At 71.0% G+C, this 24,132-nt stretch carries 20 protein-coding genes; 12 read left to right on the top strand and 8 right to left on the bottom strand.

Annotation, left to right across the window (positions count from 1 at the left end):
* The first annotated feature begins 151 nt into the window (after nucleotides 1-151).
* The 3 genes from RM812_RS20980 to RM812_RS20970 all read left to right on the top strand — a co-directional run bounded on the left by RM812_RS20980 (nucleotide 152) and on the right by RM812_RS20970 (nucleotide 4,012).
* The gene (locus tag RM812_RS20980) at nucleotides 152-1,648 is read left to right on the top strand and encodes an FAD-dependent oxidoreductase (RefSeq protein ID WP_311574842.1); all 1,497 of its coding nucleotides are present in this window, start codon (nucleotides 152-154) and stop codon (nucleotides 1,646-1,648) included.
* Nucleotides 1,649-1,892: 244 nt separating this feature from the next.
* The gene (gene qcrB / locus RM812_RS20975) at nucleotides 1,893-3,590 is read left to right on the top strand and encodes a cytochrome bc1 complex cytochrome b subunit (RefSeq protein WP_311574705.1); all 1,698 of its coding nucleotides are present in this window, start codon (nucleotides 1,893-1,895) and stop codon (nucleotides 3,588-3,590) included.
* A gap of 65 nt (nucleotides 3,591-3,655) precedes the next feature.
* Nucleotides 3,656-4,012 carry a DUF3099 domain-containing protein gene (locus tag RM812_RS20970; protein ID WP_311574703.1) on the top strand — a complete coding sequence of 119 codons (357 nt, stop codon included), beginning with the start codon at nucleotides 3,656-3,658 and terminating at the stop codon, nucleotides 4,010-4,012.
* 166 nt (nucleotides 4,013-4,178) lie between these two features.
* On the opposite strand, the gene RM812_RS20965 is transcribed toward RM812_RS20970, so the two are convergent.
* Entirely contained in the window at nucleotides 4,179-5,687 is a 1,509-nt protein-coding gene (locus tag RM812_RS20965) for an MFS transporter (protein ID WP_311574702.1), read from the bottom strand.
* Nucleotides 5,688-6,175: 488 nt separating this feature from the next.
* Nucleotides 6,176-7,039, bottom strand: a complete 864-nt coding sequence (locus tag RM812_RS20960; RefSeq protein WP_311574700.1) for a sigma-70 family RNA polymerase sigma factor — start codon at nucleotides 7,037-7,039, stop codon at nucleotides 6,176-6,178.
* Between the two features lie 233 nt (nucleotides 7,040-7,272).
* On the opposite strand from RM812_RS20960, the gene RM812_RS20955 reads away from it, so the two are divergent.
* Both RM812_RS20955 and pcaB read left to right on the top strand, forming a co-directional pair.
* Nucleotides 7,273-9,537 carry an FAD/NAD(P)-binding protein gene (locus tag RM812_RS20955; RefSeq protein WP_394816494.1) on the top strand — a complete coding sequence of 755 codons (2,265 nt, stop codon included), beginning with the start codon at nucleotides 7,273-7,275 and terminating at the stop codon, nucleotides 9,535-9,537.
* On the top strand, nucleotides 9,534-10,997 hold the full coding sequence (gene pcaB / locus RM812_RS20950) for a 3-carboxy-cis,cis-muconate cycloisomerase (RefSeq protein ID WP_311574698.1): 1,464 nt from the start codon (nucleotides 9,534-9,536) through the stop codon (nucleotides 10,995-10,997). The genes RM812_RS20955 and pcaB overlap by 4 nt, the downstream gene beginning before the upstream one ends.
* Nucleotides 10,998-11,088: 91 nt before the next feature.
* Here pcaB and RM812_RS20945 read toward each other — a convergent pair whose 3' ends face one another.
* Nucleotides 11,089-11,550 (bottom strand): carboxymuconolactone decarboxylase family protein, encoded by a 462-nt coding sequence (locus tag RM812_RS20945; protein WP_311574697.1) that lies wholly within the window; start codon nucleotides 11,548-11,550, stop codon nucleotides 11,089-11,091.
* A 181-nt stretch (nucleotides 11,551-11,731) separates the two neighbouring features.
* On the opposite strand from RM812_RS20945, the gene tap reads away from it, so the two are divergent.
* On the top strand, nucleotides 11,732-13,807 hold the full coding sequence (tap, locus tag RM812_RS20940; protein ID WP_311574695.1) for a telomere-associated protein Tap: 2,076 nt from the start codon (nucleotides 11,732-11,734) through the stop codon (nucleotides 13,805-13,807).
* Nucleotides 13,808-13,813: 6 nt separating this feature from the next.
* Entirely contained in the window at nucleotides 13,814-14,371 is a 558-nt protein-coding gene (gene tpg / locus RM812_RS20935) for a telomere-protecting terminal protein Tpg (protein ID WP_311574693.1), read from the top strand.
* A gap of 5 nt (nucleotides 14,372-14,376) precedes the next feature.
* On the opposite strand, the gene RM812_RS20930 is transcribed toward tpg, so the two are convergent.
* Nucleotides 14,377-15,381 (bottom strand): MerR family transcriptional regulator, encoded by a 1,005-nt coding sequence (locus tag RM812_RS20930; RefSeq protein WP_311574691.1) that lies wholly within the window; start codon nucleotides 15,379-15,381, stop codon nucleotides 14,377-14,379.
* 6 nt (nucleotides 15,382-15,387) lie between these two features.
* The gene (locus RM812_RS20925) at nucleotides 15,388-16,035 is read right to left on the bottom strand and encodes a HEAT repeat domain-containing protein (RefSeq protein ID WP_311574690.1); all 648 of its coding nucleotides are present in this window, start codon (nucleotides 16,033-16,035) and stop codon (nucleotides 15,388-15,390) included.
* A gap of 215 nt (nucleotides 16,036-16,250) precedes the next feature.
* Between RM812_RS20925 and RM812_RS20920 the strand changes: the two genes are divergently transcribed.
* Nucleotides 16,251-17,135 carry an SDR family NAD(P)-dependent oxidoreductase gene (locus RM812_RS20920; RefSeq protein WP_311574688.1) on the top strand — a complete coding sequence of 295 codons (885 nt, stop codon included), beginning with the start codon at nucleotides 16,251-16,253 and terminating at the stop codon, nucleotides 17,133-17,135.
* A 154-nt stretch (nucleotides 17,136-17,289) separates the two neighbouring features.
* Here the strand turns inward: RM812_RS20920 and RM812_RS20915 are convergent, their stop codons facing one another.
* The 3 genes from RM812_RS20915 to RM812_RS20905 form a co-directional block, all read right to left on the bottom strand.
* The gene (locus tag RM812_RS20915; RefSeq protein WP_311574686.1) at nucleotides 17,290-17,775 is read right to left on the bottom strand and encodes a hypothetical protein; all 486 of its coding nucleotides are present in this window, start codon (nucleotides 17,773-17,775) and stop codon (nucleotides 17,290-17,292) included.
* Nucleotides 17,772-18,419, bottom strand: coding sequence for a helix-turn-helix domain-containing protein (locus RM812_RS20910; protein WP_311574684.1), 648 nt, complete (start codon nucleotides 18,417-18,419; stop codon nucleotides 17,772-17,774). Before RM812_RS20910 ends, RM812_RS20915 begins: the two co-directional genes overlap by 4 nt.
* A 588-nt stretch (nucleotides 18,420-19,007) precedes the next feature.
* Nucleotides 19,008-19,547, bottom strand: a complete 540-nt coding sequence (locus RM812_RS20905) for a hypothetical protein (RefSeq protein WP_311574682.1) — start codon at nucleotides 19,545-19,547, stop codon at nucleotides 19,008-19,010.
* A gap of 27 nt (nucleotides 19,548-19,574) precedes the next feature.
* On the opposite strand from RM812_RS20905, the gene RM812_RS20900 reads away from it, so the two are divergent.
* The 4 genes from RM812_RS20900 to RM812_RS20885 all read left to right on the top strand — a co-directional run bounded on the left by RM812_RS20900 (nucleotide 19,575) and on the right by RM812_RS20885 (nucleotide 23,557).
* The gene (locus tag RM812_RS20900) at nucleotides 19,575-19,712 is read left to right on the top strand and encodes a hypothetical protein (protein WP_311574681.1); all 138 of its coding nucleotides are present in this window, start codon (nucleotides 19,575-19,577) and stop codon (nucleotides 19,710-19,712) included.
* Between the two features lie 255 nt (nucleotides 19,713-19,967).
* Nucleotides 19,968-21,554 (top strand): transposase family protein, encoded by a 1,587-nt coding sequence (locus RM812_RS20895; protein ID WP_311574679.1) that lies wholly within the window; start codon nucleotides 19,968-19,970, stop codon nucleotides 21,552-21,554.
* A gap of 6 nt (nucleotides 21,555-21,560) precedes the next feature.
* Entirely contained in the window at nucleotides 21,561-22,343 is a 783-nt protein-coding gene (locus RM812_RS20890) for an ATP-binding protein (protein ID WP_311574678.1), read from the top strand.
* Nucleotides 22,343-23,557 (top strand): hypothetical protein, encoded by a 1,215-nt coding sequence (locus RM812_RS20885; protein WP_311574676.1) that lies wholly within the window; start codon nucleotides 22,343-22,345, stop codon nucleotides 23,555-23,557. Before RM812_RS20890 ends, RM812_RS20885 begins: the two co-directional genes overlap by 1 nt.
* The last annotated feature ends 575 nt before the right edge of the window (nucleotides 23,558-24,132 follow it).

Raw genomic sequence — 24,132 nt, 5'->3', positions numbered from 1 at the left:
TTCGCGTGCTCACCGCCGCTCGAGTCACCCTCACGACCACGTCGACAAACCCTTGAGCTTCCACCCTCCGCCGGCCAATCCCTGCCGCGCGGCCTGCCGTTGCCCGCATCATGCAAGAACAACCCACAAGAAGGGGGCGGGCGAGTTGAGCGTGCACGCACCTGTCGTCGGCGGAGGTGGCGGCTACGGCCACGCCGTGGTCGTCGGCTCGAGTCTCGCCGGGCTCACCGCGGCCCGGGCCCTGGCCAACTTCATGGACCAGGTCACCGTCGTCGAACGCGACTGGGTCCCACGCGGACCCGGTCGACGCCGAGGAGTCCCCCAGGCGAGGCACACGCACAGCCTCATGACAGCCGCCCAGCAGGGTCTGGAACAGCTGTTCCCCGGCATACGCCAGGACCTGACCGACGCCGGAGCGGTGCACGTCCGGATGCCCGAGGACATGCTGCTGCTCGGCCCGAGCGGCTGGCTGCCCCGGGCTGACTCCGGCCTGTCGATGCTCAGCGCCGGCCGCGACCTGATCGACGCGGTGATACGCGACCGGCTGCTCGCCGACCCCAAGGTGACCTTCCTGCGCGAGCACGAGGCCGTCGCCCTCCAGCCCGGCCGCCACGACACCGTCACCGGCGTATGGGTACGCCGGCGGGACCGGAAGACACCCGGCGGGTGGGCCACCCGCCACCTGATATCCGCCGACTTCGTGGTGGACGCCACCGGTCGCGGCTCGCGCGCCCCCCAATGGCTGGCCGAACTCGGCTACGAGCCTCCCCACGAGACCGTGGCCGACGCCGGTACCGCCTTCGCCACCGCCGTGTTCGCCATGCCCGTCGGCCATGTCGCCGACTGGAAGGGCCTGCTGCTCCTGCCCTCGCCCGGCGACCCGGTCCAGGGCATGCTCAACCCCCTGGAGGGCGGACGCTGGTCGGTGTCGGTCTGCGTCGGCGACGGCAGGAGCCTGCCCACCGACCACGCGGGACTGCTGCGCGCCGCGGACGCCCTGCGCCACCCCCTGCTGCACGACGTCCTCCGGGGCGCCACACCGCTCGGCCCGGTCTACGGCTGCCGGGCCACCGAGAACCGCTGGCGTCACTACGAGAAGCTGCGCCGCTGGCCCGACCAGTTCCTCGTCCTCGGTGACGCCTTCGCCGCCTTCGATCCGGTCCACGGCCAGGGCATGACGGCGGCGGTGCACTCCGCCCTCGTCCTCGACCACATGCTGGCCAGCCACGGCACGGCCGTCGGCCTCGGCTACCGGTTACGCCGTGCCCTCGCCCACCGACTGGCCCCCGCCTGGCGGACGAGCACCCGCGCTTCCCGGGCGGCGAAGGACGACCAGGACCCGCGGGCCGGCCTGCGCACCCGGCTCAGCAGGCGCTACCAGGCAAGGATCGCGGCAGCCGCGACCAGGGACCCCTACGCGGCGAAGGCGCTGCTCCAGCTCCTCCAGACGGCCGCACCACCCGCCACCGCGCTGCGGCCACGGGTGCTGCGAGCCGCCCTGCGCGGCCCGCACGGCCCTGCCCCGACGGCCCCGCCCACCACCACGCACGGACAGGACACCCACCGGCGTCGCCCCGCCGCACCGCCCGCACCCGCCCTCGGCATGTCCGACAGCCCGCCGTGGCACAGCCTCACGCGCCCGGTGTGACCAGAGCCGGAGGAAACCGGGGCGCGCGCCCCGCAACTCGTGACTGCCTTGAAAATGGCTTGAGTTGGCACCGAAATCCGGCTTGAGAGCGGTTGTTCGGTCCTACCGCGCGTAGATAACGTTCCAGCTGTTCCACGGCACGGGCCCGCTTACGCCGCGGCAGGCCACCTTGACCACCGACCGCTCACCGGCCGGACCGGGTGTGCCGGTGATGGCCGAGCGGCGAGGGGAGGGTGCGCGGGATATGAGCACGACCGAAACGGCGCCGCCGGATGCGCGCACCGAGGCGTCAAGAGGCGAGCGCATCGCGGACTGGGCGGACGGACGGCTCGGGATCTACAACTTCGGGAACCTGATCCGCAAGGTGTTCCCCGACCACTGGTCGTTCATGGTCGGCGAGATCGCCCTCTACAGCTTCATCGTGCTGCTGCTCACCGGCGTGTGGCTCACCATGTTCTTCGACCCGAGCATGACCGAGGTCGTCTACGAGGGGTCGTACGCCCCGCTGCACGGCATCCCGATGTCAAAGGCCTACGCCTCCACCGTCGACATCAGCCTCGAGATACGCGGCGGCCTGTTCGTCCGCCAGCTGCACCACTGGTCGGCCCTCATCATGATCGCCGCCCTCTGCGTGCACACGCTGCGCCACTTCCTCACCGGCTCGTTCCGCAAGCCGCGCGAGGCGAACTGGCTGATCGGCTTCATGCTCCTGGTCCTGGTCATCCTGGAAGGCTTCGTCGGGTACTCACTCCCCGACGACCTGCTTTCCGGCACCGGCCTGCGCATCGCCGAAGGCATCACACTCGCCATCCCGGTGGTCGGCACCTACCTGACGATGTTCCTCTTCGGCGGCGAGTTCCCCGGCCACGACGTGATCCCCCGGTTCTACAGCTTCCACATCCTGCTGCTGCCGGGAATCATCGTGGCCCTGGTCACCGTCCACCTGATCCTGGTCTTCTACCACAAGCACACCCAGTTCCGGGGGCCCGGCCGCACCGAGAAGAACGTCGTCGGCCAGCCCCTGCTGCCGAACTACGCGGCCAAGGCGGGCGGCTTCTTCTTCCTCGTCACCGGAGTGCTCGCACTGCTCGCCGGCTTCGCGCAGATCAACGCCGTGTGGACCTACGGCCCCTACCGCGCCGACCAGATCTCCCAGGGATCCCAGCCGGACTGGTACATGGGCTTCCTCGAAGGCGCCCTGCGGGCCATGCCGCCCTGGGAGTTCGTCCTGTGGGGCTACACCGTCAACCTCGGCATCCTGATCCCGGCCGTCATCGTGCCCACCGTGATGGCCGCCGTGTTCGCCCTCTGGCCCTTCCTGGAGGCCTGGGTCACCAAGGACACGAGGGAACACCACCTCCTCGACCGGCCTCGTGACCACCCCGCGCGGACCTCGTTCGGCTGCGCCTTCGTCGCCCTCTACCTCGTCCTCTTCTTCGGCGGCGCCAACGACGTGCTGGCCGAGCGCTTCCACCTCTCCATCAACGCCGTCACCTGGGCCGTACGCATCGGCATCTTCGTCGTCCCGGCACTGACGTACGTCGTCACCCGGCGGATCTGCCTCGGTCTCCAGCGACGCGACCGCGACAAGCTCCTGCACGGCCGTGAGACCGGCAGGATTCGCAGGCTCCCGCACGGCGAGTTCATCGAGGTGCACGAGCCCCTCGACCGCGGCACGCAGTACGCGCTGCTGTCCAGGGAGGACTACAAGCCCCTGCCGGCGCCCGCACCGGAACACGACGGCGTACCCAATCCGCAGGGCCACAAGGAAGTCCTGCGCCACCGGCTCAGCCGCTGGCTCTACGGCAGCCAGATCGCGAAGCCGACCCGTCAGGAGCTGGCACAGGCCCTGGCACACTCCGAGCACGCGCCCGACGGGCACCTGGAAACCGAGGCCCGGCACGCCGTCGCGCGGCGGGAGCCGGACCAGGAACCGCACTGACCCGGCGGTAGGCAGCAGAGGGGCGGTCTCCCGCGCGCCATTTCCGTACGACGAACGGATGCCTGATGAGCACAGGCCCATGGCGCCGGGAAGCCCCCCGGGCCGAGTCCATCACCCGGGCACGCACCGGCCTGACCCGGGACCTGCGCGGCCGCCAGCGGCGCTACCTCACCGCCATGCTGATACGCACCGCCTGCGTGGTCCTGATGGCCGTCACCTGGAACCGCTGGCCCGTCCTCGCGGTCTGCGCCCTGATCGGCTCGGTCGTCATCCCGTACGTCGCCGTCGTGGTCGCCCAGGCCGGCTGGCGCCAGCAACGCGGCGCCCGGCCGGCCCTGGCGTGGGGCCCCGAAGACCCCACGCCCCGCGTCGTCCTCGAACCCACCCTGGTCCTCCCCCCGGAGCACGACACAACGAACTGACCGCGGCCCGGACGCGGAGCCGGACGGAGCCGGCGGGCACCGGCCGTCTGCGCCGCCCCGACCGACTACGCCGGCCCGCGAGCGTCAGCCGGGCACGCGAACGGCCCCGCCGGTCGGGGGACGGCCGGCGGGGCCGTGGATCGAGGATGCGGGCTGCGGCTCACCGCTACTTGTCGGCGTCGGCCGGCACCAGGGTGGGGCCGTCGGCGGACATGGCCTGTGCGGAGCTCATGGACTTCTTGCCGCGGGGCATCATGAAGGCGACGACCAGCAGGGCGAGGGTGCCCAGCAGGGCGCCCGAGAGGAACGCGTCGTGGTTGGCGGCCTCGTGGACCTCGGCGATCAGCTCGGGCCTGCCGCCCGTCGCGGCCATCTCGGAGCTCATGCCGCTGTAGGCGATGGTCGCCACGACGGCCAGGCCGAGGGCGCCGCCGGCCTCCTGGCTGGTGTTGATCAGGCCGGCGCCCACGCCCGCGTCCTCGTCGGAGACGCCGACGAACGCGGCGATCTGCAGGGTCACGAAGACCATGCCGCAGCCGAGGCCCAGCAGGACGAACGGGGCCAGCAGGTCGACGGCGTAGCCGCCGTCGGCGGGGGCCCGCCACATCAGCAGCAGACCGGCGACGGTGAGCGTGAGACCCGTCATCACGACCGGGCGCGCCGCCATCTTGGTGACCAGGCCCGAGGCGATGCCCGCGCCGACCGCGACGGAGACCGCGAGCGGCACGTAGGCGAAGCCCGCCTTGAGCGGCGAGTAGCCGAACGCCTGCTGCATGAAGAGGCTGGCGAAGAAGAACAGCGAGCCGAAGGTGCCGAAGACCAGCACGGCGGAGATGTTCGCGACCCGCATGGTCTTCAGACGGAAGATGCGCAGCGGCATCATCGGCGAGGCGACCTTGGACTCGATGAGGACGAAGGCCGTCAGCAGCACGACCACGCCGGCCAGCGAGCCGATGGTGCGGAAGGTGCCCCAGCCGACCGTGGTGGCCTCACCGAGGGTGAAGACCAGCAGCAGCAGACCGGCGGTGAGGGTGACCGCGCCGGCGGTGTCGAACCTGCCGCGCTCGTCGGCCTTGCTCTCGGGCAGGATGCGCGGCGCCAGCACGGCGGCGGCCAGACCGATCGGCACGTTGATCCAGAAGATCCACTCCCAGCCCCAGGTGTCGGCGAGCACACCGCCCAGGATCACACCGACGATGGACGCGATACCGGACAGCGAGCCCCACACACCCAGGGCCTTGTTGCGCTCGGGGCCCTCGGCGAAGGTGTTGGTCAGGATCGCCAGGGCGGCGGGGGTGACCAGCGCCGCGCCGAAGCCCTGGACGGCACGCGAGGCGATGAGCATCGTGCCGCTCTCGGCGAGACCGGAGCTCAGCGACGCCAGGGCGAAGAGGGCGAAGCCGACCTGGATCAGCCTGCGGCGGCCGAACGTGTCGGCCAGGCGCCCGCCCAGCAGCAGGAAGCCGCCGAGGACGGTCGCGTACGCCGTGACGATGTAGTTCAGGCTGACCTCGGACATGCCGAGGCCGTTCTGGATGGACGGGAGGGCGAGGTTCACGATCGACACGTCGGTGAAGACCATGAACTGGCCCATGCAGACGAATGCCAGGATCAGTCCGGGGCTGAAGCCCTCCCCTGAAGCTGACCGGGCCGTGGTGGCGTCGGAGGCAGCCATCGATTTCTCCTCAGAACAGTGCCGGATCGGGTCATCGAACGCGGTCTTCGGCCTGGTTCCGGCGCTGGTGGGAACCGCCGGGACAGCCGCCGGGCGAGGCCCAGGCGGCCGGAGTGGGCGTTCGTCGCAGCTATGACGACCGGGGACCGGCAGATGTGACCGGCCTGCCGGAATCGCTTCCGGAGCGGCCCCGCGGTCCCTGCCCGCCGTCCGCGTAGCGGCTGACCACCTGGGGGCCGGCGGTACGCGCCGGCCACGCCGGGGCGAAACCGCTCAGCACGAAGAGGGCCACACCCGGTGGAAGAACGCCGACAGCGCCGCGCGGAACCGCAGCCCCCTCAGGGCCTGTCCGACCATTCCCGCCTGCCGCGCGACGGGTATGGTCGGACAGGCCCTGGCGCACCCGGCCGCCGACCGGCGTGACCGGGCGACCACCCGTCGCGGTACACCAGTGGGTTCGGCGGCCACGACGGGTGTGGAGCGCCGGGTCAGCCGTCGAGCAGGGCCAGCTCCAGCGTGCGCAGCTGATCGGGGTCGGTGACGACGTCGATCTCGACGATCAGCCCGCCCTCGATGACGAACATCATGGCCCGGAAGCCCTCGCCGGCGTGCGCGGCGATGACCCCCGGCGAGCCGTTGATGAGCGCCAACTGCGCGACCTCGGCGATCTGCGCGAAGGTGGAGGCCCCCTTGGCCACGGCCAGGGCACCGCGCACGCCCTCGTACCCGTCGGACCGCGCCACGACGCCGGGATCGAGCACGTTCAGCAGCGCCTCGAAGTTGCCGCCGCGCGCCGCGGACAGGAACGCCTCGACCACCTCGCGCCGTCGCACCAGATCGGGGTCCGCCACCTGGGTGCCGCCGCGGACCCGGCGCCGGGCACGGCTCGCGAGCTGCCGGGCCGCGGCCGGAGTACGGTCCACGATCGTCGCGATCTCGTCGAAGGGCACGCCGAACATGTCGTGCAGGACGAACGCCAGCCGCTCGGCGGGGTCCAGCGCCTCCAGCACCACCAGCAGCGCCAGCCCGACCGAGTCGGCCAGCAGCGCCTGCCGCTCGGGATCGCCGTCGTCCTCGACGGTGGTGCTCGGCGCGTGCACCATCACCTCGAAGGGGTCCTCGCGGCGGATGCGGCGCGACTTCAGCATGTCCAGGCAGACCCGGCCCACCACGGTGGTCAGCCAGCCGCGCAGATTCTCGATGTCGCTCTCGTAGGACCTGTTCAGGCGCAGCCACGCCTCCTGCACGGCGTCGTCGGCCTCGGTCAGCGAGCCGAGCATGCGGTAGGCGACCGCCCGCAGGTGCCCCCGGCTCTCCTCGAACTGCTCCGCCAGCCACTCACGCTCGCTCATTCCCAGTCCTCCCGGTCGTTGCCTCACCACCCTGACGCACGGCGCCCCGCCGATGTGACGAAAGGACCCTGGGCATCCGGGCCGGCGGTACCGGATGCGGCGGCCTTCCAGCGTGATGCGAGCCCTGGTCGAGCATCACGGCCGACGGTGGCGGAGAAGGGAGGCGCTGTGAACGGTACACACGAAGGTGACCGCGCCGGCTCGCCGTACTCCGGGCCGGGCGGAGCAGGTCGGTGAGCGGCGGATCCATGGCCGTCTGCCTCGTCGGAGCCGGACCTCGAGGTCTGTCCGTACTGGAGCGGCTGTGCGCCCACGAACGCAACTCCCCCCGCTGGGACGCCCTCACCGTGCACGTCGTCGACCCCGCCCCCGCGGGCTCGGGCCAGGTGTGGCGGCCCTCGCAGTCCCGGCACCTGCTGATGAACACCGTCGCCTCACAGGTCACGATGTACACCGACGCCAGCGTCGGCATCGACGGGCCGCTGGAGGAGGGGCCGAGCCTGTACCAGTGGGCCAAGGCCGTCGGACCCAGCGCACTCACCCCCGGCCCGGGCCTGGCCCACGATGACGAAACCCTCGCCGAGGCACGGGATCTGGGACCGGACACGTACCCCACGCGTGCCCTCTACGGCCAGTATCTGATGTGGGTGTTCCAGCAGGTCACCGCGAACGCGCCCGCGCACGTGACGGTGCGCGTACACCGCGCGCGGGCCGTCGCCCTGCACGACGGCGAGCCCGGCGGGGCGGGACCGCAGACCGTGGTGCTGGAGGACGGCACCCGGCTGACCGGACTCCACGGGGTGGTCCTGGCCCAGGGACACGTACCGGCCCGGCTCACCGCCACCGAGCAGGAGCTGACCGCCTTCGCGGACCGGCACGGCCTGACGTACTTCCCCCCGGCCAACCCGGCGGACACCGACCTGTCCGGCGTCGCGCCGGGCGAGAAGGTGCTGTTGCGCGGTCTCGGCCTGAACTTCTTCGACTACATGGCGCTGTTCACGCACGGCCGGGGCGGCACCTTCGAACGCCGGGACGGCCGGCTCGTCTACCGCCCCTCGGGCCGCGAGCCACGCCTGTACGCCGGTTCCCGGCGCGGCGTGCCCTACCACGCGCGCGGCGAGAACGAGAAGGGCGCCCACGGCCGGTACCTGCCCCGGCTGCTCACGGCCGAGCACGTCGCCGCACTGCGCGCACCCGCCGCCCGCCCGCGCCCGATCCGCTTCGGCGACGACCTGTGGCCGCTGATCGCGCGGGAGGTGCAGAGCGTCTACTACGAGACCCTGCTGGCCGCCCGCGGTGAGGAGTCCCGCACGGTGGCCCGGTTCACCGCGCGGTACCTGCGCACCGCGCCGGGCCCGGACGAGGAGGCCCTCCTCGAGGAGGCGGGCATCACCGCGGCCGACCGCTGGGACTGGGACCGCATCGCCCGCCCCTACGGCAACCGCGTCTTCGACGACCTGGCCTCCTTCAGGGGTTGGCTGCGCGGACACCTGGACGACGACGTGCGCGAGGCCCGCCACGGCAACGTCAGCGGCCCGCTGAAGGCCGCCCTGGACGTGCTGCGCGACCTGCGCAACGAGGTGCGGCTCGCCGTCGACCACGCCGGGCTCGACGCCGCCTCCCACCGCGACGAACTGGACCGGTGGTACACCCCGCTCAACGCCTACCTGTCGATCGGCCCGCCCGCGTCGCGCATCGAGGAGATGGCCGCGCTCATGGACGCCGGCATCCTCGAGGTCACCGGCCCGGGCCTGCGCGTGGACCCCGGCGTCCACGACGAGGCCGGCCCCTGCTTCACCGCGACGAGCGAGATACCGGACGTCCGGGTACGGGCCACCACGCTGATCGAGTCCCGGCTGCCCGAGATCGACCTGCGCCGCACCGCGGACCCACTGATGAACCAGCTGCTCCGCACCGGGCAGTGCCGCCCCTACCGCATCCCCGGCGCCGACGGACAGGACTACGAGACCGGCGGCCTCGCCGTACACGGACGGCCCTACCACCTGATGGACGCCCAGGGTGTGCCGCACCCGCGGCGCTTCGCCTACGGGGTGCCCACCGAGTCGGTGCACTGGGTCACCGCGGCGGGGATCAGACCCGGGGTCGGCTCGGTCACGCTGGAGGACTCCGACGCCATCGCGGCCACCGTCCTCGCCCTTCCGGCGACATCCACCCCGGCACGGGCCACCACCCCGGCACGGGCCACCACCCCGGCACGGAACGCGGACACGACACGAACCGCCGTCCGGACACCTGCCACCGCCCTCACCCGGTTCGCTTCCCCGTCACCCGCCGCGGCCTCCACGGGCGCGCAGCCCCCTTCCGCACGGCCCCCCGCCCGAACCCTGACCACCGCCCCGGCACCGGCCGCGGCCACCACCGCCCAGGCAGAGTCCACCACCCAGGCATCGGACGCTTCCCCGGACGCCGCCCCCACGGGCACCCAGTCCCGCCCGGCCGGCCCCCGGCGCCCTTCCGCGAGGCCCACCGCAGCATGACGACGACACAGCCCCGACCGCCCGCCCGCGCGACGCCCCCGTGCCCCCCGGACACCGGTCTGCTCTCCCCGGTCCGGGCGGGCACGCCCGTCGAGACGGCGGTGAGTGACCTCGCCTGGCTGCAGGCGATGCTCGACGCGGAGGCGGCCCTGGCCCGCGCCCAGGCACGCTGCGGAACGGTTCCCCCTCAGGCGGCCGAGGCGATCACGGCCGCGGCCCGCGCGGACCACCTGGACCTGCGCGAACTGGCGCTGGCCGCCCGGGAGACCGCGAATCCGGTCGTCGGCCTGGTCAAGGCACTGCGGACGGTGGTGGCGGCGCGGTCGCCCCAGGCCGCCGAGTACGTGCACCGCGGCTCCACCAGCCAGGACGTCTTCGACACCGGCGCGATGCTGGTGGCCGCACGGTCGCTGCGGCTGATGGAGGCCGATCTGCGGGAGGTGGCCGAGGCACTGGCCCGCCTCGCCGCCGGTCACCGCGACACCGTGATGGCGGGCCGCACCCTCACCCTCCACGCCGTGCCCACCACCTTCGGCCTCAAGGCGGCGGGCTGGCGGCACCTGGTCCTCCAGGCGGCCGAGCGTCTGCGGCACGTCGCGGACAGCGGTCTGCCCGTCTCCCTGGGCGGCGCCGCCGGAACACTGGCCGGCTACCTCCAGTACGCGGGGCAGGGCGCCGCCCACGAGGCCGTACTCGACGACCTGGTCGCCGCCTTCGCGGACGAGACCGGCCTCGCCGTGCCCGTACTGCCCTGGCACGCGCTGCGTACGCCCCTCGCCGACCTCGGCGCGGCCCTCGCCCACACCACGGGCGCCCTCGGCAAGATCGCCGCGGACGTGCAGGTGCTGACCCGCACCGAGGTCGGCGAGGTGGCCGAGCCCGCACTCGCCGGACGGGGCGCGTCGTCGGCGATGCCGCACAAGCGCAACCCCGTCCTGGCGACGCTGATCCGCTCGGCCGCCCTGCAAGTACCCGCCCTCGCCTCCGTCCTGGCCCAGTGCCTCGTCACCGAGGACGAGCGCTCGGCGGGCGGGTGGCACGCCGAGTGGCTGCCGCTGCGCGAGTGCCTGCGGCTGACCGGCGGCGCCACGCACACCGCCGTCGAACTGTCCCGGGGACTCACGATCCACCCCGAGCGGATGCGCACCAACGTCGGGGCGACCGGCGGGCAGATCGTCTCCGAGCGCCTCAGCGCGGTCCTCGCGCCCCGCCTCGGGGTGCCCGCGGCCAAGGAGCTGTTGACCGAGGCGTCACTGCGGGCGGCGGAACAGTCCCGCCCCCTGGCCGACGTTCTGGCCGAACTCCCGCAGCTGAACGGCGAGTTCACCCGCACCCAGCTGGCGGAGCTGCTGGACCCGGCCGCCTACACCGGTGCGGCCGGGCCACTGGTCGACCGGGCACTGGCACGGCCCGCCGGCCCGCCGGCGCCCTCCCCGGACGCCGCGGAACCCGGACGGTGAAACGGCGCCCACTCCGTCCCGCCCGCGCGCGCGGACGCCCGCCGGTGCGGCGCCGTCGGACTCCCGGCGCCGCACCGTGCATGGCGGCCCGTCAGCCGGCCACCGACTGCGCGGGCTGGCGCGTGGTGGGGATCAGGCGGTGCCACAGGTTGCCCAGACCCGTCGCGAGCAGGATTCCGGCGAGCTGCTGCTCGTCGTAGTACTTCGCGGCCTCGGCCCAGACCTCGTCCGACACCGCGTCCACGCGGTCGCTGAGCCGGGTCGCGGCCTCGGCGAGCCCCAGCGCGGCCCGCTCCTCGGGGGTGAAGAACGGCGTCTCGCGCCAGGCGGCGACCGTGCTGATCCGCTCGTCGCTCTCGCCGGCCGCCCTCAGGTCGGCGGAGTGCTTGTTCACGTTCCAGCTGGAGCCGTTGATCTGGCTGGCGCGCAGGTACACCAGGTTGATCGTGGTCTCCGGCACACCGGTGTTCTTCACCGCACCCGCCACGGAGAGCAGCGCCGGGATGACGTCGGGACCGGCGGCGACGGCGGGGTTGGGCATACGAGCAGACATGGGTTCCTCCAGAAATCCGTAGGCGGCCGGTACCGAACGGCCGCTGTGCTGTCACTGCACTGACGAACCGCAAGCAGAAAATGTGACCGGCACACTCCCGCGCCGACGGAGATAAATCCAAGGGTAAATGCATCCGCAAATCCAAGGCTAACCAATGGTAGGGTCGAGGCGGAGGTGGAGCATGCCGACGGAAGAAGAGCTGTTCGCGGCCGTGGACGCCCTGCTCGCGGGAGAACCGGAAATGCCCGACCCCGCCGAACGGGCACGACTGCGTGAGGCGGCCGGGATCACCCAGGCCCGGCTGGCGCAGGTACTGCAGACCACGACGCAGACGGTGAAGAACTGGGAGGCCGGCCGCTCCGAGCCACGCCCCCCACGCCGTCAGGCCTATCAGCGACTCCTCGACAAATGGACGGAGCAGTTCCCCCCCGCCCCCGCTCCCGCACCGGACCCACCGAAGCCGAACACGACCCCGAAGCCACCCACCCCCGCGACGGTCCAGCGCTCGGCGGTCCAGCGCTCGACGGACCAGCGTTTCGAGAACGGCCCCCTCGCCGTAGTCGACGTCGAGAACGGCCAGACGCTGGCCTACTGCACCGGCGGCCTGATCCTTGACGTACCCGCCAAGTCCCTCCCCGCGCTGGTCGACTGGACCCTGACCGAAGCCGGACTCGGCCAGAGGCGCCTGCACCGCAATGGCCGCGACGCCGACCCGCTCCTCGTCCTCACCCCCGCCGCGCTGGAACGCTACGGCCTCCCCACCGCCCTGTCGGACGACGAGCGGCGCGCCGGACGGCTGGCGGACGGCCACAAGGCGGTCAAGCAGCTCACCAGGGCCGACTGGAAGCTGACCCAACGCGGGTTCGGACCGTGGGCGAGGATCTACCGCCCGGCCGAGGGAGCGAAGCGCAACTGCGTCCAGCTGTGCATCCCGGCCTGGAACGCCCTGGACGCCCGCGAGTGGGACAACAAGGCCGACCCGCGGTTGCCGACGATGCACCCGGCCGATCTCGCCCGCTACCTGGGCGCCTACGCGGAACGCGTGATGACGCCCCGCGGCACCGCGGCGGTCACCGGCCTCGAACTGATGACCGCGCTGCGCCCACCGACCCGCGCCGAGAAGGACCCGGACACCGGAGAGTTCACCCGGGCCTTCAACGACGACGCGCTCACCGCCGTGTACGACGTGGTGGAGTGCGAGGTCCCGGACGAGCACCCCGTCCTCAAGGGGAAGTTCGCCCGCCACCACCTGCGCACTCCGGCCGAGATGCTGATGGAGGAGCCCTACGACTGGTGCCGGCCGCTCACCGACGACGAGTGCATGCGGCGGTACCTGGTCGCGATCGACGTCAACATGTCGTTCGCCGCGGCCGCCAACGGGCTCACCGTCGGCCTGAACGGACCGACCCACCTCACTGGCAACCCGGCCTTCGACCCCGCGCTGCCCGGCTCCTGGCTGGTCGACCTGAGCCACGTCGACCTGTCCCGGGTGCGCGTCAACGGGCGCACCGTCGACGGGGACCGGCTGCCCTCACCGTTCACGCCGAAGGGCGACCGCCCGACCGGCCCGGCCTGGTACGCCACCCCGACCGTCGCCTACGCGGTGGAGCTGGGCTTCGAGGTCGCGCCGATCGAGGCGTACGTCCGCACGCGGACCGGCCGCTACCTGGACGCCTGGTACAAGCGGCTGCGCGACGCGTACGTGACCACGATGGCCGACCTCGGCGTCACCACCGGCATGGGCGGCGGCGAGTTCCTGGAGGCGATGGCCCGCTCCAAGCAGACCGACCCGGCGATGGCGCTGCTGGTGGGCGCGGTCAAGGCCACCGCGAAGGGCGGCATCGGAAAACTCAGGCAGCGCAACCGGGGCCAGGTGCCGTACTACGAGCCGTGGCCGGCCCTGGCCCGGGAGACGTGGCGCCCCGACATCCGGGCCGCCGTCCTGGCCAACCAGCGCATCGGAATGCACCGCAAGCTGATGAAGACCGCCGCCGCGGCCGACCTGTACCCGACGGCGATCGGCACCGACGCCGTCGTCTACCCTTCACCGGGCCCGTCCCCGCTGGACATCCTGCCGCACACGCCCGAGGGCAAGCCCGTCCCGGGCACGTTCCGGCTCGGCGTCTCCCCGGGCATGGTCAAGCACCAGGGCACCCGGACGGTCCTGTGGGCCGAGGAGCTGTACGAGGAGCACGGCGGCGTGTTCAACATCGCCAACCTCATCAAGACCGACCCGGCCGCCGGGGAAGGGGAGTAGCCGACGATGGTGGACCCGGTCGGGGACGGACTGGACCGCTCCCTGGAGGGGGCGTTCACCCGCCCCATCCCCAAGAGCGCCCAGGCCCAGATGAAGTACCTGGTCAAGCAGCTCAAAGGCACCAGGGCCGTCGCCCAGCTCCTCGGGGTGTCCCAGCGCACCGTGGAGCGCTATGTCAAGGGCCAGCTCAAGCGCCCCCGCCCCGATCTGCGCGACCGCATGGAGCGTGAGGTCAGGAAGAGGTGGCAGCCGCAAGTGCGGGCGAGGGCCAAGCACAAGGCGTCCACCACCGACGGCCTGGTCCTCTCCACCCGGGCCCGCTTCGGCTTCACCGCCGCCCCCGGCACCACCGACGACGCCCGCGTCCGCGACATCACCCAGGCCCTCACCCCCCAGTGGGCGGACCGCCTCTTCACGGCCCGCGACGCCGGCGCCACCGAACAACAGCTCCAGCGCATCGCGGCCGAAGGCCTCGCGGAGATGTACTTCCGCAACAACAACACCCGCGCCCACGGCCTGGGCGTGGAGTTCACCGGCATCGAACGGATCGACATCGACCTGTAGTCCCGTCAGCGCCCGTCGCGCAGCCGAAGAAGGTACACCGCAGTCACCGCGACGGCACGCTCCCCGTCCTGCGACAGCTCCTCGAGAGCACGTGACGCCGTGACCCCCGGGATGTCCGCCAGCGCCTGGGTCAGCCGTACACGCGCAGGCGCTTGCGTACTGACATGGGCGAGCCGGTCGACGAGCCCGTTGGCGATCCGGTCCGCCAACCCGGGATCCCCCGCCAGCACAGCCAGCGCGTCGGCCGCATCGGTGTCGTTCCTCCCCGCCACGACCATGTCGAGGAGCGCCGGGACCGCGTCCTCCAGGCCCCGTGTCCCGAGCGCCAGAGCCGCATACCCGCGGACCACGACGTCGGGGTGCTCGAGGGCGTCCCGCAGCCGGGCGTCGGCCTCCTCACCGGGCATCTCGGCGAGGGACTGAACGGCCCGCTTCCGCACCGCGGCCACCGCCGACCCGAGACCCTTGGCCAGCAGCGCCGTGCTGGTGCCGCCCGACCGCGCCAGCGCCCATCGAAGCGCTCCGGCGACGTTCGGATCCGTCTCGCTCAGTACCGCCTCGACCAGGGCGTCCACCGGCACCGGAGCCTCGTCGACCGAGGACAGGGCCGCGCGCTGGCGCGCGTCGGGGCTCTTCGACGCCAGTGCCTGCAGGAGCGCGACGGCCTGGAGGACGTCCTGCCAACCGGCGGGTTCCGCGGCGTCGATCCGGCGAAGCCGCGTGAGCAACTCGGTCTCGGCCGCGATGCGGTCGCGTGTCTGACGGACGAGGTCGCCGACGAGCGCCGAGGGCGTGAAGCCGGGATCGTCGAGCGCACGCCCGACCTCCCGCAGCGACAGCCCCAGCGACCGCAGGCTCTCCACATGGAAGATCCGCCGGATGTCGTCACCGGAGTACTCCCGATAACCCGAGCCCGTACGCCCCGAAGGCCGCACCAGGCCGAGCGACTCGTAATGCCGGAGCATGCGGGCACTGACCCCGGACCGTCGCGCCACCTCACCGATCAACACGCCCCATCATCCCCCGTGGCCGGAACCACCGAGGGCCACAACGCGCTTCGCCTCCTCGATCGCGAACTCGAACCCGGTGTCCGGCTCACGCAACAACCGCTCCGTGGCGAGCGCGTGTGCACGCACGTGTCGGTCCGGAGCCCTCGCCGCGGCCCCCAGAGCCGGCACGATCACGCCGCCCAGCGCGACCAGCGCCCGGCTGAGACTCCGCTGCGTCTCCCGCTCACCGCGCCCGAGCTGCGTCGCCAGCACCGCGGCCAGGGCGGACTCCTCGCCGTCCGGTACGAGCACGACCGCGGCCCGCCAGGCGCTCCGCGCCACTTCGTCGTCGGCGTCGCACAGGAGTGCCCGTGTGATCGCCGGCCACGCCCGCCGGTCCCCGATCTTGGACAGCGTGTGCAGCGCCTGGCTCCGCGCCTGCGCCCGCTCCGAGCGGACCTCGCGGAGCAGCTCGGGGAGCGTGACGGACACCGGGTGACGGGTGAGCGCCCAGGTCAGCATGTCGCGCACGAAGAACTCGGGTTCGACCGCGCACCGCTCGACAAGCTTGCCGACGAACAGCGGATCAGGCGTCGTACCCACCGCCAGAGCCGCACGCAGCCGCACGGACGAACGCCCGTCCTCCAATCCCTGGAGCGCACGCATCGCAGTCATCGGGACCACCTCCTTCGCAAGCAGTGAAGGCCTTGTCACCGTGTCAAGGTCAAACAGCTCCCTGCGGGAACCGGTGACATTAGCGATCGCAATACGAACTATCCCTGGACAACGTGGGTGATCATGGCGAAAGAGAGCAAAACAGGCGGACCGGGCTGAGCGGGTCACCGGACGCGTTCCTGTCCACCTCCACGTCCTGAACCCGGAGGAAGTACATGCCGAAATCGTCGGGCCTGACACCACCTGCAGGCCGGGCCGTGGTCATCACCGGTGCCTCCTCGGGTCTTGGGGAGGCGTGTGCGCTCCACCTGTCACGAGTGGGGTTCCACGTGTTCGCCGGAGTCCGCCGCTCCGAGGACGGTGAGCGGCTGCGCGTGGCTGCCACCGGACGGCTGACGCCGGTGATCATCGACGTGACGGACGAGAAGTCGGTACAGGCCGCCGTGCACCACGTCACCGTGTCCACCGGTGAGGCCGGGCTGTGGGGACTGGTCAACAACGCGGGCATCGCCGTCACGGCTCCGCTGGAGTGCGTGCCGAGCGAGCTCATGCGCCGACAGCTGGACACCAACGTCACGGGCCAACTGCTCGTGATCCAGGGCTTCCTGCCGCTGCTGCGCGCCGGCGCCGGACGGATCGTCAACGTGACCTCGGCCGTGGGGAACGTCGCGATCCCCTACCTCGGGGCCTACGCCGCCGCCCAGTTCGCCAAGGAGGCGCTCAGCGACGCCTTGCGCCGCGAGCTCGCACCGCAGCGGATCCCCGTCGTGGTGGTCCAGCCGAGCCGCGTCGCGACCCCGCTCTGGGACAAGATGCCCGACGTGGGCAGCCGGGCCTTGGAAAGAGCCCCGGAGCCGGTCCAGGACCTCTACCGCAGCACGTTCCCACGCTTCATGGAGACCAACGAGACCCATGCGCGGGCCAGCCGCACGACCCCCGACGACGTCGCCCGGGTGGTCTTCCGAGCTCTGGTCGCCAAGCGGCCCAGTACCCGCTACGGCGTCGGACGGGACGCGACCGGCAGCCGAGTGCTGGCCAGGCTGCTGCCCGACCGGGCGGTCGACCGGATCCTCAAGGCCATCGTCACTCCCGCCCGCTAGGGGGCGTCGGCGTAGCCCTCGGGCGGGACGCTGGCGGCAGGCCGGCAGACTCTCCAGAGCGTGCTTCCGGGGGGCGCTGGGTCTGCTCGGGCTCAGCCGTCCCAGTTGCCTTCACCTTCCCCAGCCGGAAAATCCACGATCTCGTCGACCTGCTTCAGTGGACGCGTTTGAGGTGGGTTGGCTTGCTGATGGGCGTAACGTTCCTCTTCGTCTTTGTCTCTGCCTTGCGGGCTTTCTCGTCCAGGTGGTGTTGGAAGCGGCGTTCGTACTCGTCCTCGAAGTCGCCGATGTCCAGCCGCATGTCTTTGGGCAGGGTTTTGACGGCGCGTTGCTGTTCGCGGGGGTCGTTGAAGGCGGCGATCATTGGGTGGAGTTGGAAGCGGCCGCGGCGGAGCACGGTGACGAGGCGTGCAGCGACCAGGTGGGGCATGGCCCGGCTGATCATGCCGCGTTCCATGGCGAGGCCGGTGGCGAGTTCGCTGTGTGTGGCGACGACCAGGCCGCCTGGCTTCTGCTCGGTCATCATGTGCAGCAGCAGCGTGTAGGCGGTGGGAGGGAGCCGCGGTACGTATGCGAGACCGTTGAAGCTGCCCCACAGCACGTCGCGTCGGGGAACCCATTCTTCTGCGGCGGACGTCATGACGTGGCCTTCCCTTTCCCATCCGGCTCCTTGCGCACTTCCAGTTTCGCGCCGGGAGCGGCCAGGGCCCGGAACGCTTCGGGTGCGTCCGGGTCTTCCATGATCTCGCGCAACAAGTCCAACTGTTCCACCCTGTCGCCCGTACCTGCCTTGGAGCCCTTCTTCTCGTCCTTGTTCGGCTCCCTGAGCCCGCCCCTGAGCGACGCGGCCGGGTTGAGCTGGTAGATACCCCGCTGGAGCTTCCTCAGCGCCCCGTCAGCCTCCAGGACGTTGAACGCTCGGCTGATGTGGGACCGGCTGTAGCCGAGGGCTTCGGCGACGTCCTCGTGGGTGACTTTGATCAGGCCACCGGGCTTCTGCGATCCCATAAGGGTGAAAAGCAGCACGAGGATGAACCTGTCGTCGTCGTACCGCACTGCGGCCCAGCGCATGAACTCCAGGCTGTCCATGGAGAAGGCCTCGCCGATGAACCCCGTGCTGGAGCCCACCGGGAAGACCTGGGCGGCGTGGTTGGCGGGAAGCTCGATCGTGGAGCCCGAGGACCGGTTGTAGGCAGTGGGCGGCACCTTCGGTCGACGGCGACGACGGGACGGCGCGGCAGGCAGCTGCGGCGCTGCACTGCCGTCGAAGGGCCCTGAGTTCATGGGGTCGCTGCCTCCTGGAGTGACGACTCGTCAGAACCATAGCGGACGACCGTGGCTGTAGTGCCACCAAAAAGCGGCAGCACCGGCACGAAAGCTACTCGAATGTCAGCCTCGTACTGACCGTCGGGCCTCGGGGACGGTGCCGAGGAGCGGCTGACACACCACGCCGTGTTTGGTGGCAATAGTGCCACCAAACAGTGTCGTTGGGTCAGGACCTTCTGACATTCCGACCGAGATATGTCAGTTCAGGGCTGACATATCTCCCGGAACCTGACCTTCTGACCTGCGGAAACGTCGGTTCTTACTTCTAGAGCGTGCGCGCGCGTGATACCGGATCTCCTCATCGTCATCAAGCACCGACACGCCATGGAATCCGCCCCAGCAGCAGTGACAGACCCTGTTCCCGGATTGCACCACGTGATGGGCGTCGTGTGGTTTTCAGTGGGTGGCGTCAGTTGTTTGCACTGGGTGTGTGAGGCGTTTTTGCTGGTAGTTGGGGTGGGTGGGTTTGTGGGGATGTCGTTTTCTTGGTGAGGGTCGTTGTCGTTTTCCAGTGAGGGTTGGCTGTCGTTCGTGTAGGGCGTGAGGTCAGTCCTGCTGCAGGGCCTTGGCCTTGTCGTTGATGTGTTGTACCTGGGTGGAGGTCAGGGATCGGATGTCCCAGATCAGCTCGGCCACGTCGGTTGCCGCTGGGTTCTGTGGCGGGGTCTGGTCCGGCGGGTCGGTGCCGGTCAGGGCGGCCAGGTCGTGGGCGGGGATGCCGAGCAGGATTGCGAAGTCGGCCAGGAGGTCGGGGGTTACTTCTTTGCGGCCGTGGCCTATTGCTCCGATGGTGGCTGCGGCGAGGAGCCGGCCCGTGAGGTGGTAGAGGGTCTTGGCGGAAGCCGTCCAGTTCAGGTTCCGGTTGCCGAGCATGTGTACGAGCAGCGCGCCGTGGCTTGGTTGGTACTGCTCGTGCGCAGGCGGTGGCGGAGTCGGCTGTTTCCGGCTGTGCCGGGGCAGTGACTGGGCGAGCTGACGGAGTTGTCGTCTGCGGTCTGGCGGGAGGGCCGTGGCGTCCCCGGCGAGCGAGGGGATCTGGCTGCCGGCCTTTGTGTCGAAGGGGGCCAACTCGTCTGGTACCGCCATTCCTGCGATGACGAAGAGGTCTGCGGCGTGCAGTTTCAGCGCGGGTGCGAGCTGCCGGAGCAATGGTGGACGGGGTACGGCGCCGTCGAGTACTGCCTGGAGCTCGGATTCGGTTATACCGGCCCGTTCGGACAGGTCGCTGATGCCGAGTTTCCGGAGGTCTGACAGTCGCGCTAGGAGTGCACCGAAGCCTGGATGTCCTGTCACGCCGCCAGCGTAGTGAGGTGACCATATTCATACGGCAACTCCGATCCTCCCGCTTCCCTCGTTCGTGTTGGTCTGGTCGGTGTGTCGGGATGGACAGCCTCGGGTGCGGACAGCCGCATGGTGCGGGGTCGCGGCTGGGGGTGAGGGGTGTCCGATCAGGGGCTGGCTGCTGGGGGCATGCCGCTGCGGCCGGGTGCGGGGCGTGAGGGCGCGGTGGCGCGTCTGGTGGCGCTGGATTCCCGGGGTGAGTTGACCACAGACCACGCACGTCTGGTCGCCGAGGCCCTGGGGGTGTCGCTTCGGACGGTATGGAGCTGGGTGGCGGTAGCCCGGCGTGAGGGCCGACTGTCCGCACGGACTCCGTCGCGGGTCGGTGTGAGTGCGGATCTGCGTGAGCGGTTGGCGGTGTGGGGCGGGAACGTGGCCGCGGTGCACCGGGAACTGGTCGCCGAGGCCGCTGCGGCCGGCGAGCCAGGCTCGGTGCCTTCGCTACGTACCCTGCAGCGCGCTGTTCGTAAGGACCTGTCGGCGGGGGAGCGGGCGGGGTTGAAGGGCGGTGAGGCGGCGCGGCGCCGTTTCGATGTGTACGGCAAGCGTCCGCCCACGCATCGGAACGCGTGCTGGGAGGGCGACCATAAGCGGATCCCGGTCCGGGTGAGCCTGGACGGGGTGACGGTGTGTCCGTGGGTGACGTGGTTCATCGACGTGGCGTCGAAGGTGGTTGTGGGGGTGGCGGTCACCCCGCATCAGCCGGCACGGGACGCGGTCCTGGCCGCCTTGCGGGCAGGGATCAGCCGCGAGGACCCGTACGGGCCGTTCGGGGGTCTGCCGGGGCGGGTGCGGGTGGACCGGGGCAAGGACTTCCTGTCCAAGGCGGTGTCGCGGGCGTTGGGTGGCTTCGCGGTCCCGGTCGATGATCTACCGGCCTACAAGCCCTACCGCAAGGGCACCATCGAGGCCCTCAACGGCGCGGTCGAGGAGATGCTGCTCGTCTCCCTCCCCGGGTACACCCGCCGCGCCCGGCCCGCGGAGGCGTTCCGGCCCGATCTGATGGAGGACCTGCTGCCTTATCCCGAGTTTGTGAGGGTTCTGCTGGACTGGGTGGCCTGGTGGAACACCGAGCATCATCCGTCCGGCCTCACCGGCGGCCGCACGCCCGCGCAGGCCTGGGAGGCGGATCCGACACCCGTCGAGGACGTTCCGGAGGAGCGGTTGGCGTTCTTCGCCCTGGAGGACGACGGTCGCGTCCGGAAGATCACGACGAACGGGGTCTCCTGGCGGCGCCGTGCCTATATCGCGGACTGGATGGCCGGCCATGTCGGTACGCGGGTCCGGCTGCGGTTCCTGCCGCACTTCGACGGGCGGATCGAGGTGTTCTCCACCGAGGGCTGGGGCTGGCATCTGGGCAGTGCCTATCTCGCCGAGGCCGCGACGCCGGCTCAACGCCGGGCCCTGTCCCGGGTCCGTGAAAGCAGGGCCAGAGCGCTGAAGGCGGACCTGAAGGCAGCCGAGAAGCTGCGCCGTACTCGCTATACGGCCACGACGACGGCAGCTGCGCCGGGCCGGCGGCGCACGGAGACCGCGAGCGAGGCGCAGGCCGAGATTGTCCGGGCCCAGGCGGCGGATCTGGCGGCCAGAGCCTTGCCGGACCTGATCCCGCCGCGGGAGCCGCCCGCGGGCTGGGCACGGCCCCGTCCGCGCCCCGGCACTACCTGCCCCGCCCCAGAGCAGCGCAGCTCTGGCAACGCTGTGCCAGCCGACGCGATGGACACCGAGCCCGGTTCGGGCAGCAAGGAGTGACACCGGATGGCTACCGCTGAACGCAGGGGACGTCTGCCCAGGGAGCGGGAGGACCACTTCATGCGCCTGCCGGGCGCACAGGTGGTCTCTACCCGTGCGCTGCTCACGGCCCGGGAGAACATCCGGGCTGCGATCGAGGCGAAGGCGATGATCTGCATTTACGGGCAGGCCGGCAATGGCAAGTCCTTCGCGGTCAACGCCTCGCTGCGCGAGCTCGCGCCGAAGCTGACGCGCCGGATCCAGTTCCGGGCACGCCCCTCGACCCGGGACCTGCGCCACGAGCTGTTCCACGCTCTCGGCCTGCAGGGGCGCCCGCCCTCTCATGCGATCGAGTTCGATCGCATGCTGCGCGGTGCGCTGGAGGAGCCGCATGTCCTGGTCTGTGATGAGGCCCAGTGGCTGTCGAAGCTCTGTTTCGAATATTTGCGCTACCTGTGGGATGACGCTGATTCCGATCTCACGATCGTCTTCACCGGCGGCAACGGCTGTTTCGAGATGCTGCAGAGCGAGCCGATGCTGGAGTCCCGCGTGTACGCGTGGCAGGAGATCGACCGGATGCCGCTGGACGAGGTCCTGGCCGTCGTCCCTGCCTTCCACCCCCTCTGGACCGACGTAGACCCGGATCTGATCGCCTTGTGCGACCAGGAAGCGTCCCACGGGAACTTCCGGGCCTGGGCGAAGATCACCCACCACCTCACCGTCGGGATGAAGGAGTTAGGACGCGGATGCGTGGACGAGGACTTGCTGCGCTGGGCTTACAGCAAGCTGAGCCACCGAGCGGCGGCCTGATGCTGCACTGCCCGAACCCGCCGCCGGTCACGGTGGTCCTGGACCCCTACGACGACGTGGTCCACACCCGTGCCGCCCTGGCCGTACACGCCCCCGAAGCCGGACGGCTCACCGTTCACCCCACGCCCGGCACCGACTCCAGTCTCACCCTGGCCTACGACATCCTCGCCGCCCTGGACAAGCCCGTTCCCGTACTCGGCTACCGCCAGCTCGACACGGCTCCCGCCTGGACATTGGCGGCGGCCTGGATCCTCGCGACCCGCACCAGCCACCTGATGCTCCTGCGCGCTCACTTCCTCACCCCTCACCGCCTCAAGGCCTTGCTGCAGCTACGCCACCGCACCGGTTGCCGGCTGGCTCTGGTCTGCCACACCCGGCACGTTCCCGCGCCCGTCGAGCGAGCCCTGACCGGCACAGCTCACCAGGTCGCGGAGGCGGCCGCCCTCCTACCCGCCGCAGAACCGCCCACCGCAACGCCACCGGAGCCCGCCACGCGCAGGCCGTTGGCCAACCGGTGGCTCAACCTGCCCGCCCTGACCACGCTCTCCGCTTTCGACTCCGCATCCCGCCCCTGCCAGTGCACGGCGCCCATGGCCGAGGACCGGGACTTCTTCGCACCCGTCCTCCCGGCTGTCACCGAGGCCGAGGTCGCTCATCGGCTGCACCGCGCGACCGCGCACCCTCACCTGGCGGCCGAGCTGGCCACCGCTGTCCTCACCGCGGCCTCCGTCACGCAACTGGCCACCGCCCACGTCCGCGACCTCGCCTCGGACGCCTCCACTCTCACTCTCCACGACGACAGACTGCGCCAGGGCTGCATGACCCACCACGTTCCCGCCTGGGCACGCCCCCTGCTGCTGGCTGCCGCCTTCACCTGGCGGCTGGCCTCGGGAACGGGCGGACCTCTGTTCACCGATCCCCTGGACAGCACCGGACTGCCCGGCCTGACGGCCTTTGCCGAAAGCTGCAAACTACGCCCGCCCCAACCGCCCCGCCCGAAGCAGCGCAAGGGCTCACGCGCGCCGGCGAAGCCGCCGAAAACGATCTGGCCCTTCAGCCCCGCCCACTACGCCCTGTCCTGGGCGATGCGGGAACCCGACCTCATGCAGGGCTGTCCTCACCCCCCTCCTCACACTCGGCGCACGATCGATGCATACAAGAGAGGATGGCCGCCTCCCTACTACGGGCAGCGCTCACTCAGGCCACCCCTCTGATGAGGCGCCAGAAACAGCCTGTGTTCAGCCACCGCAGACTGACGACACCTGACGTGGTCCACTGTCATCCTGGTGACGATCTCGCCGGGGCTCTGCGATCGATCGGCCGGATCAGTGGGCCACACCAGATCCAGTCTCGATCCGCGCAGCATTTTGATGCACTCTGGCAAAGCAGGGGGCTGCGGCATACCTCAGACTGACGACGCTGGACTCTGACACCCCATCACTTTCTGAGCCGACCGCCCCACCCACCCCTCCTCCCGCTGCCGCTCGGGCCGCAGGCCCGCGGTGAACCGCGCGAAGCGCGGCTCACCAGGTGACGCGGAGCGTCACAAGTGGCCGGAGCGCAGCGGAGCCCACCCCGCGGGGCATCGCCCCGCGCGCTCCGGGAGCGCAGCGGACGGAGCGTCATCCGCCTTGCGCAGCAGGGCGGGTGAGCCGGGCCGCAGCGCTCGGCGCACGATCGATGCATACACGAGAGGATGGCCGCCTCCCTACTACGGGCAGCGCTCACTCAGGCCACCCCTCTGATGAGGCGCCAGAAACAGCCTGTGTTCAGCCACCGCAGACTGACG

Origin of the sequence: Streptomyces lancefieldiae (assembly GCF_031845825.1) — a bacterium.
GTDB lineage: Bacteria > Actinomycetota > Actinomycetes > Streptomycetales > Streptomycetaceae > Streptomyces > Streptomyces lancefieldiae.
Note: the sequence above shows the minus strand (reverse complement) of the source record. Positions and strands in the feature narration are given on the sequence as shown.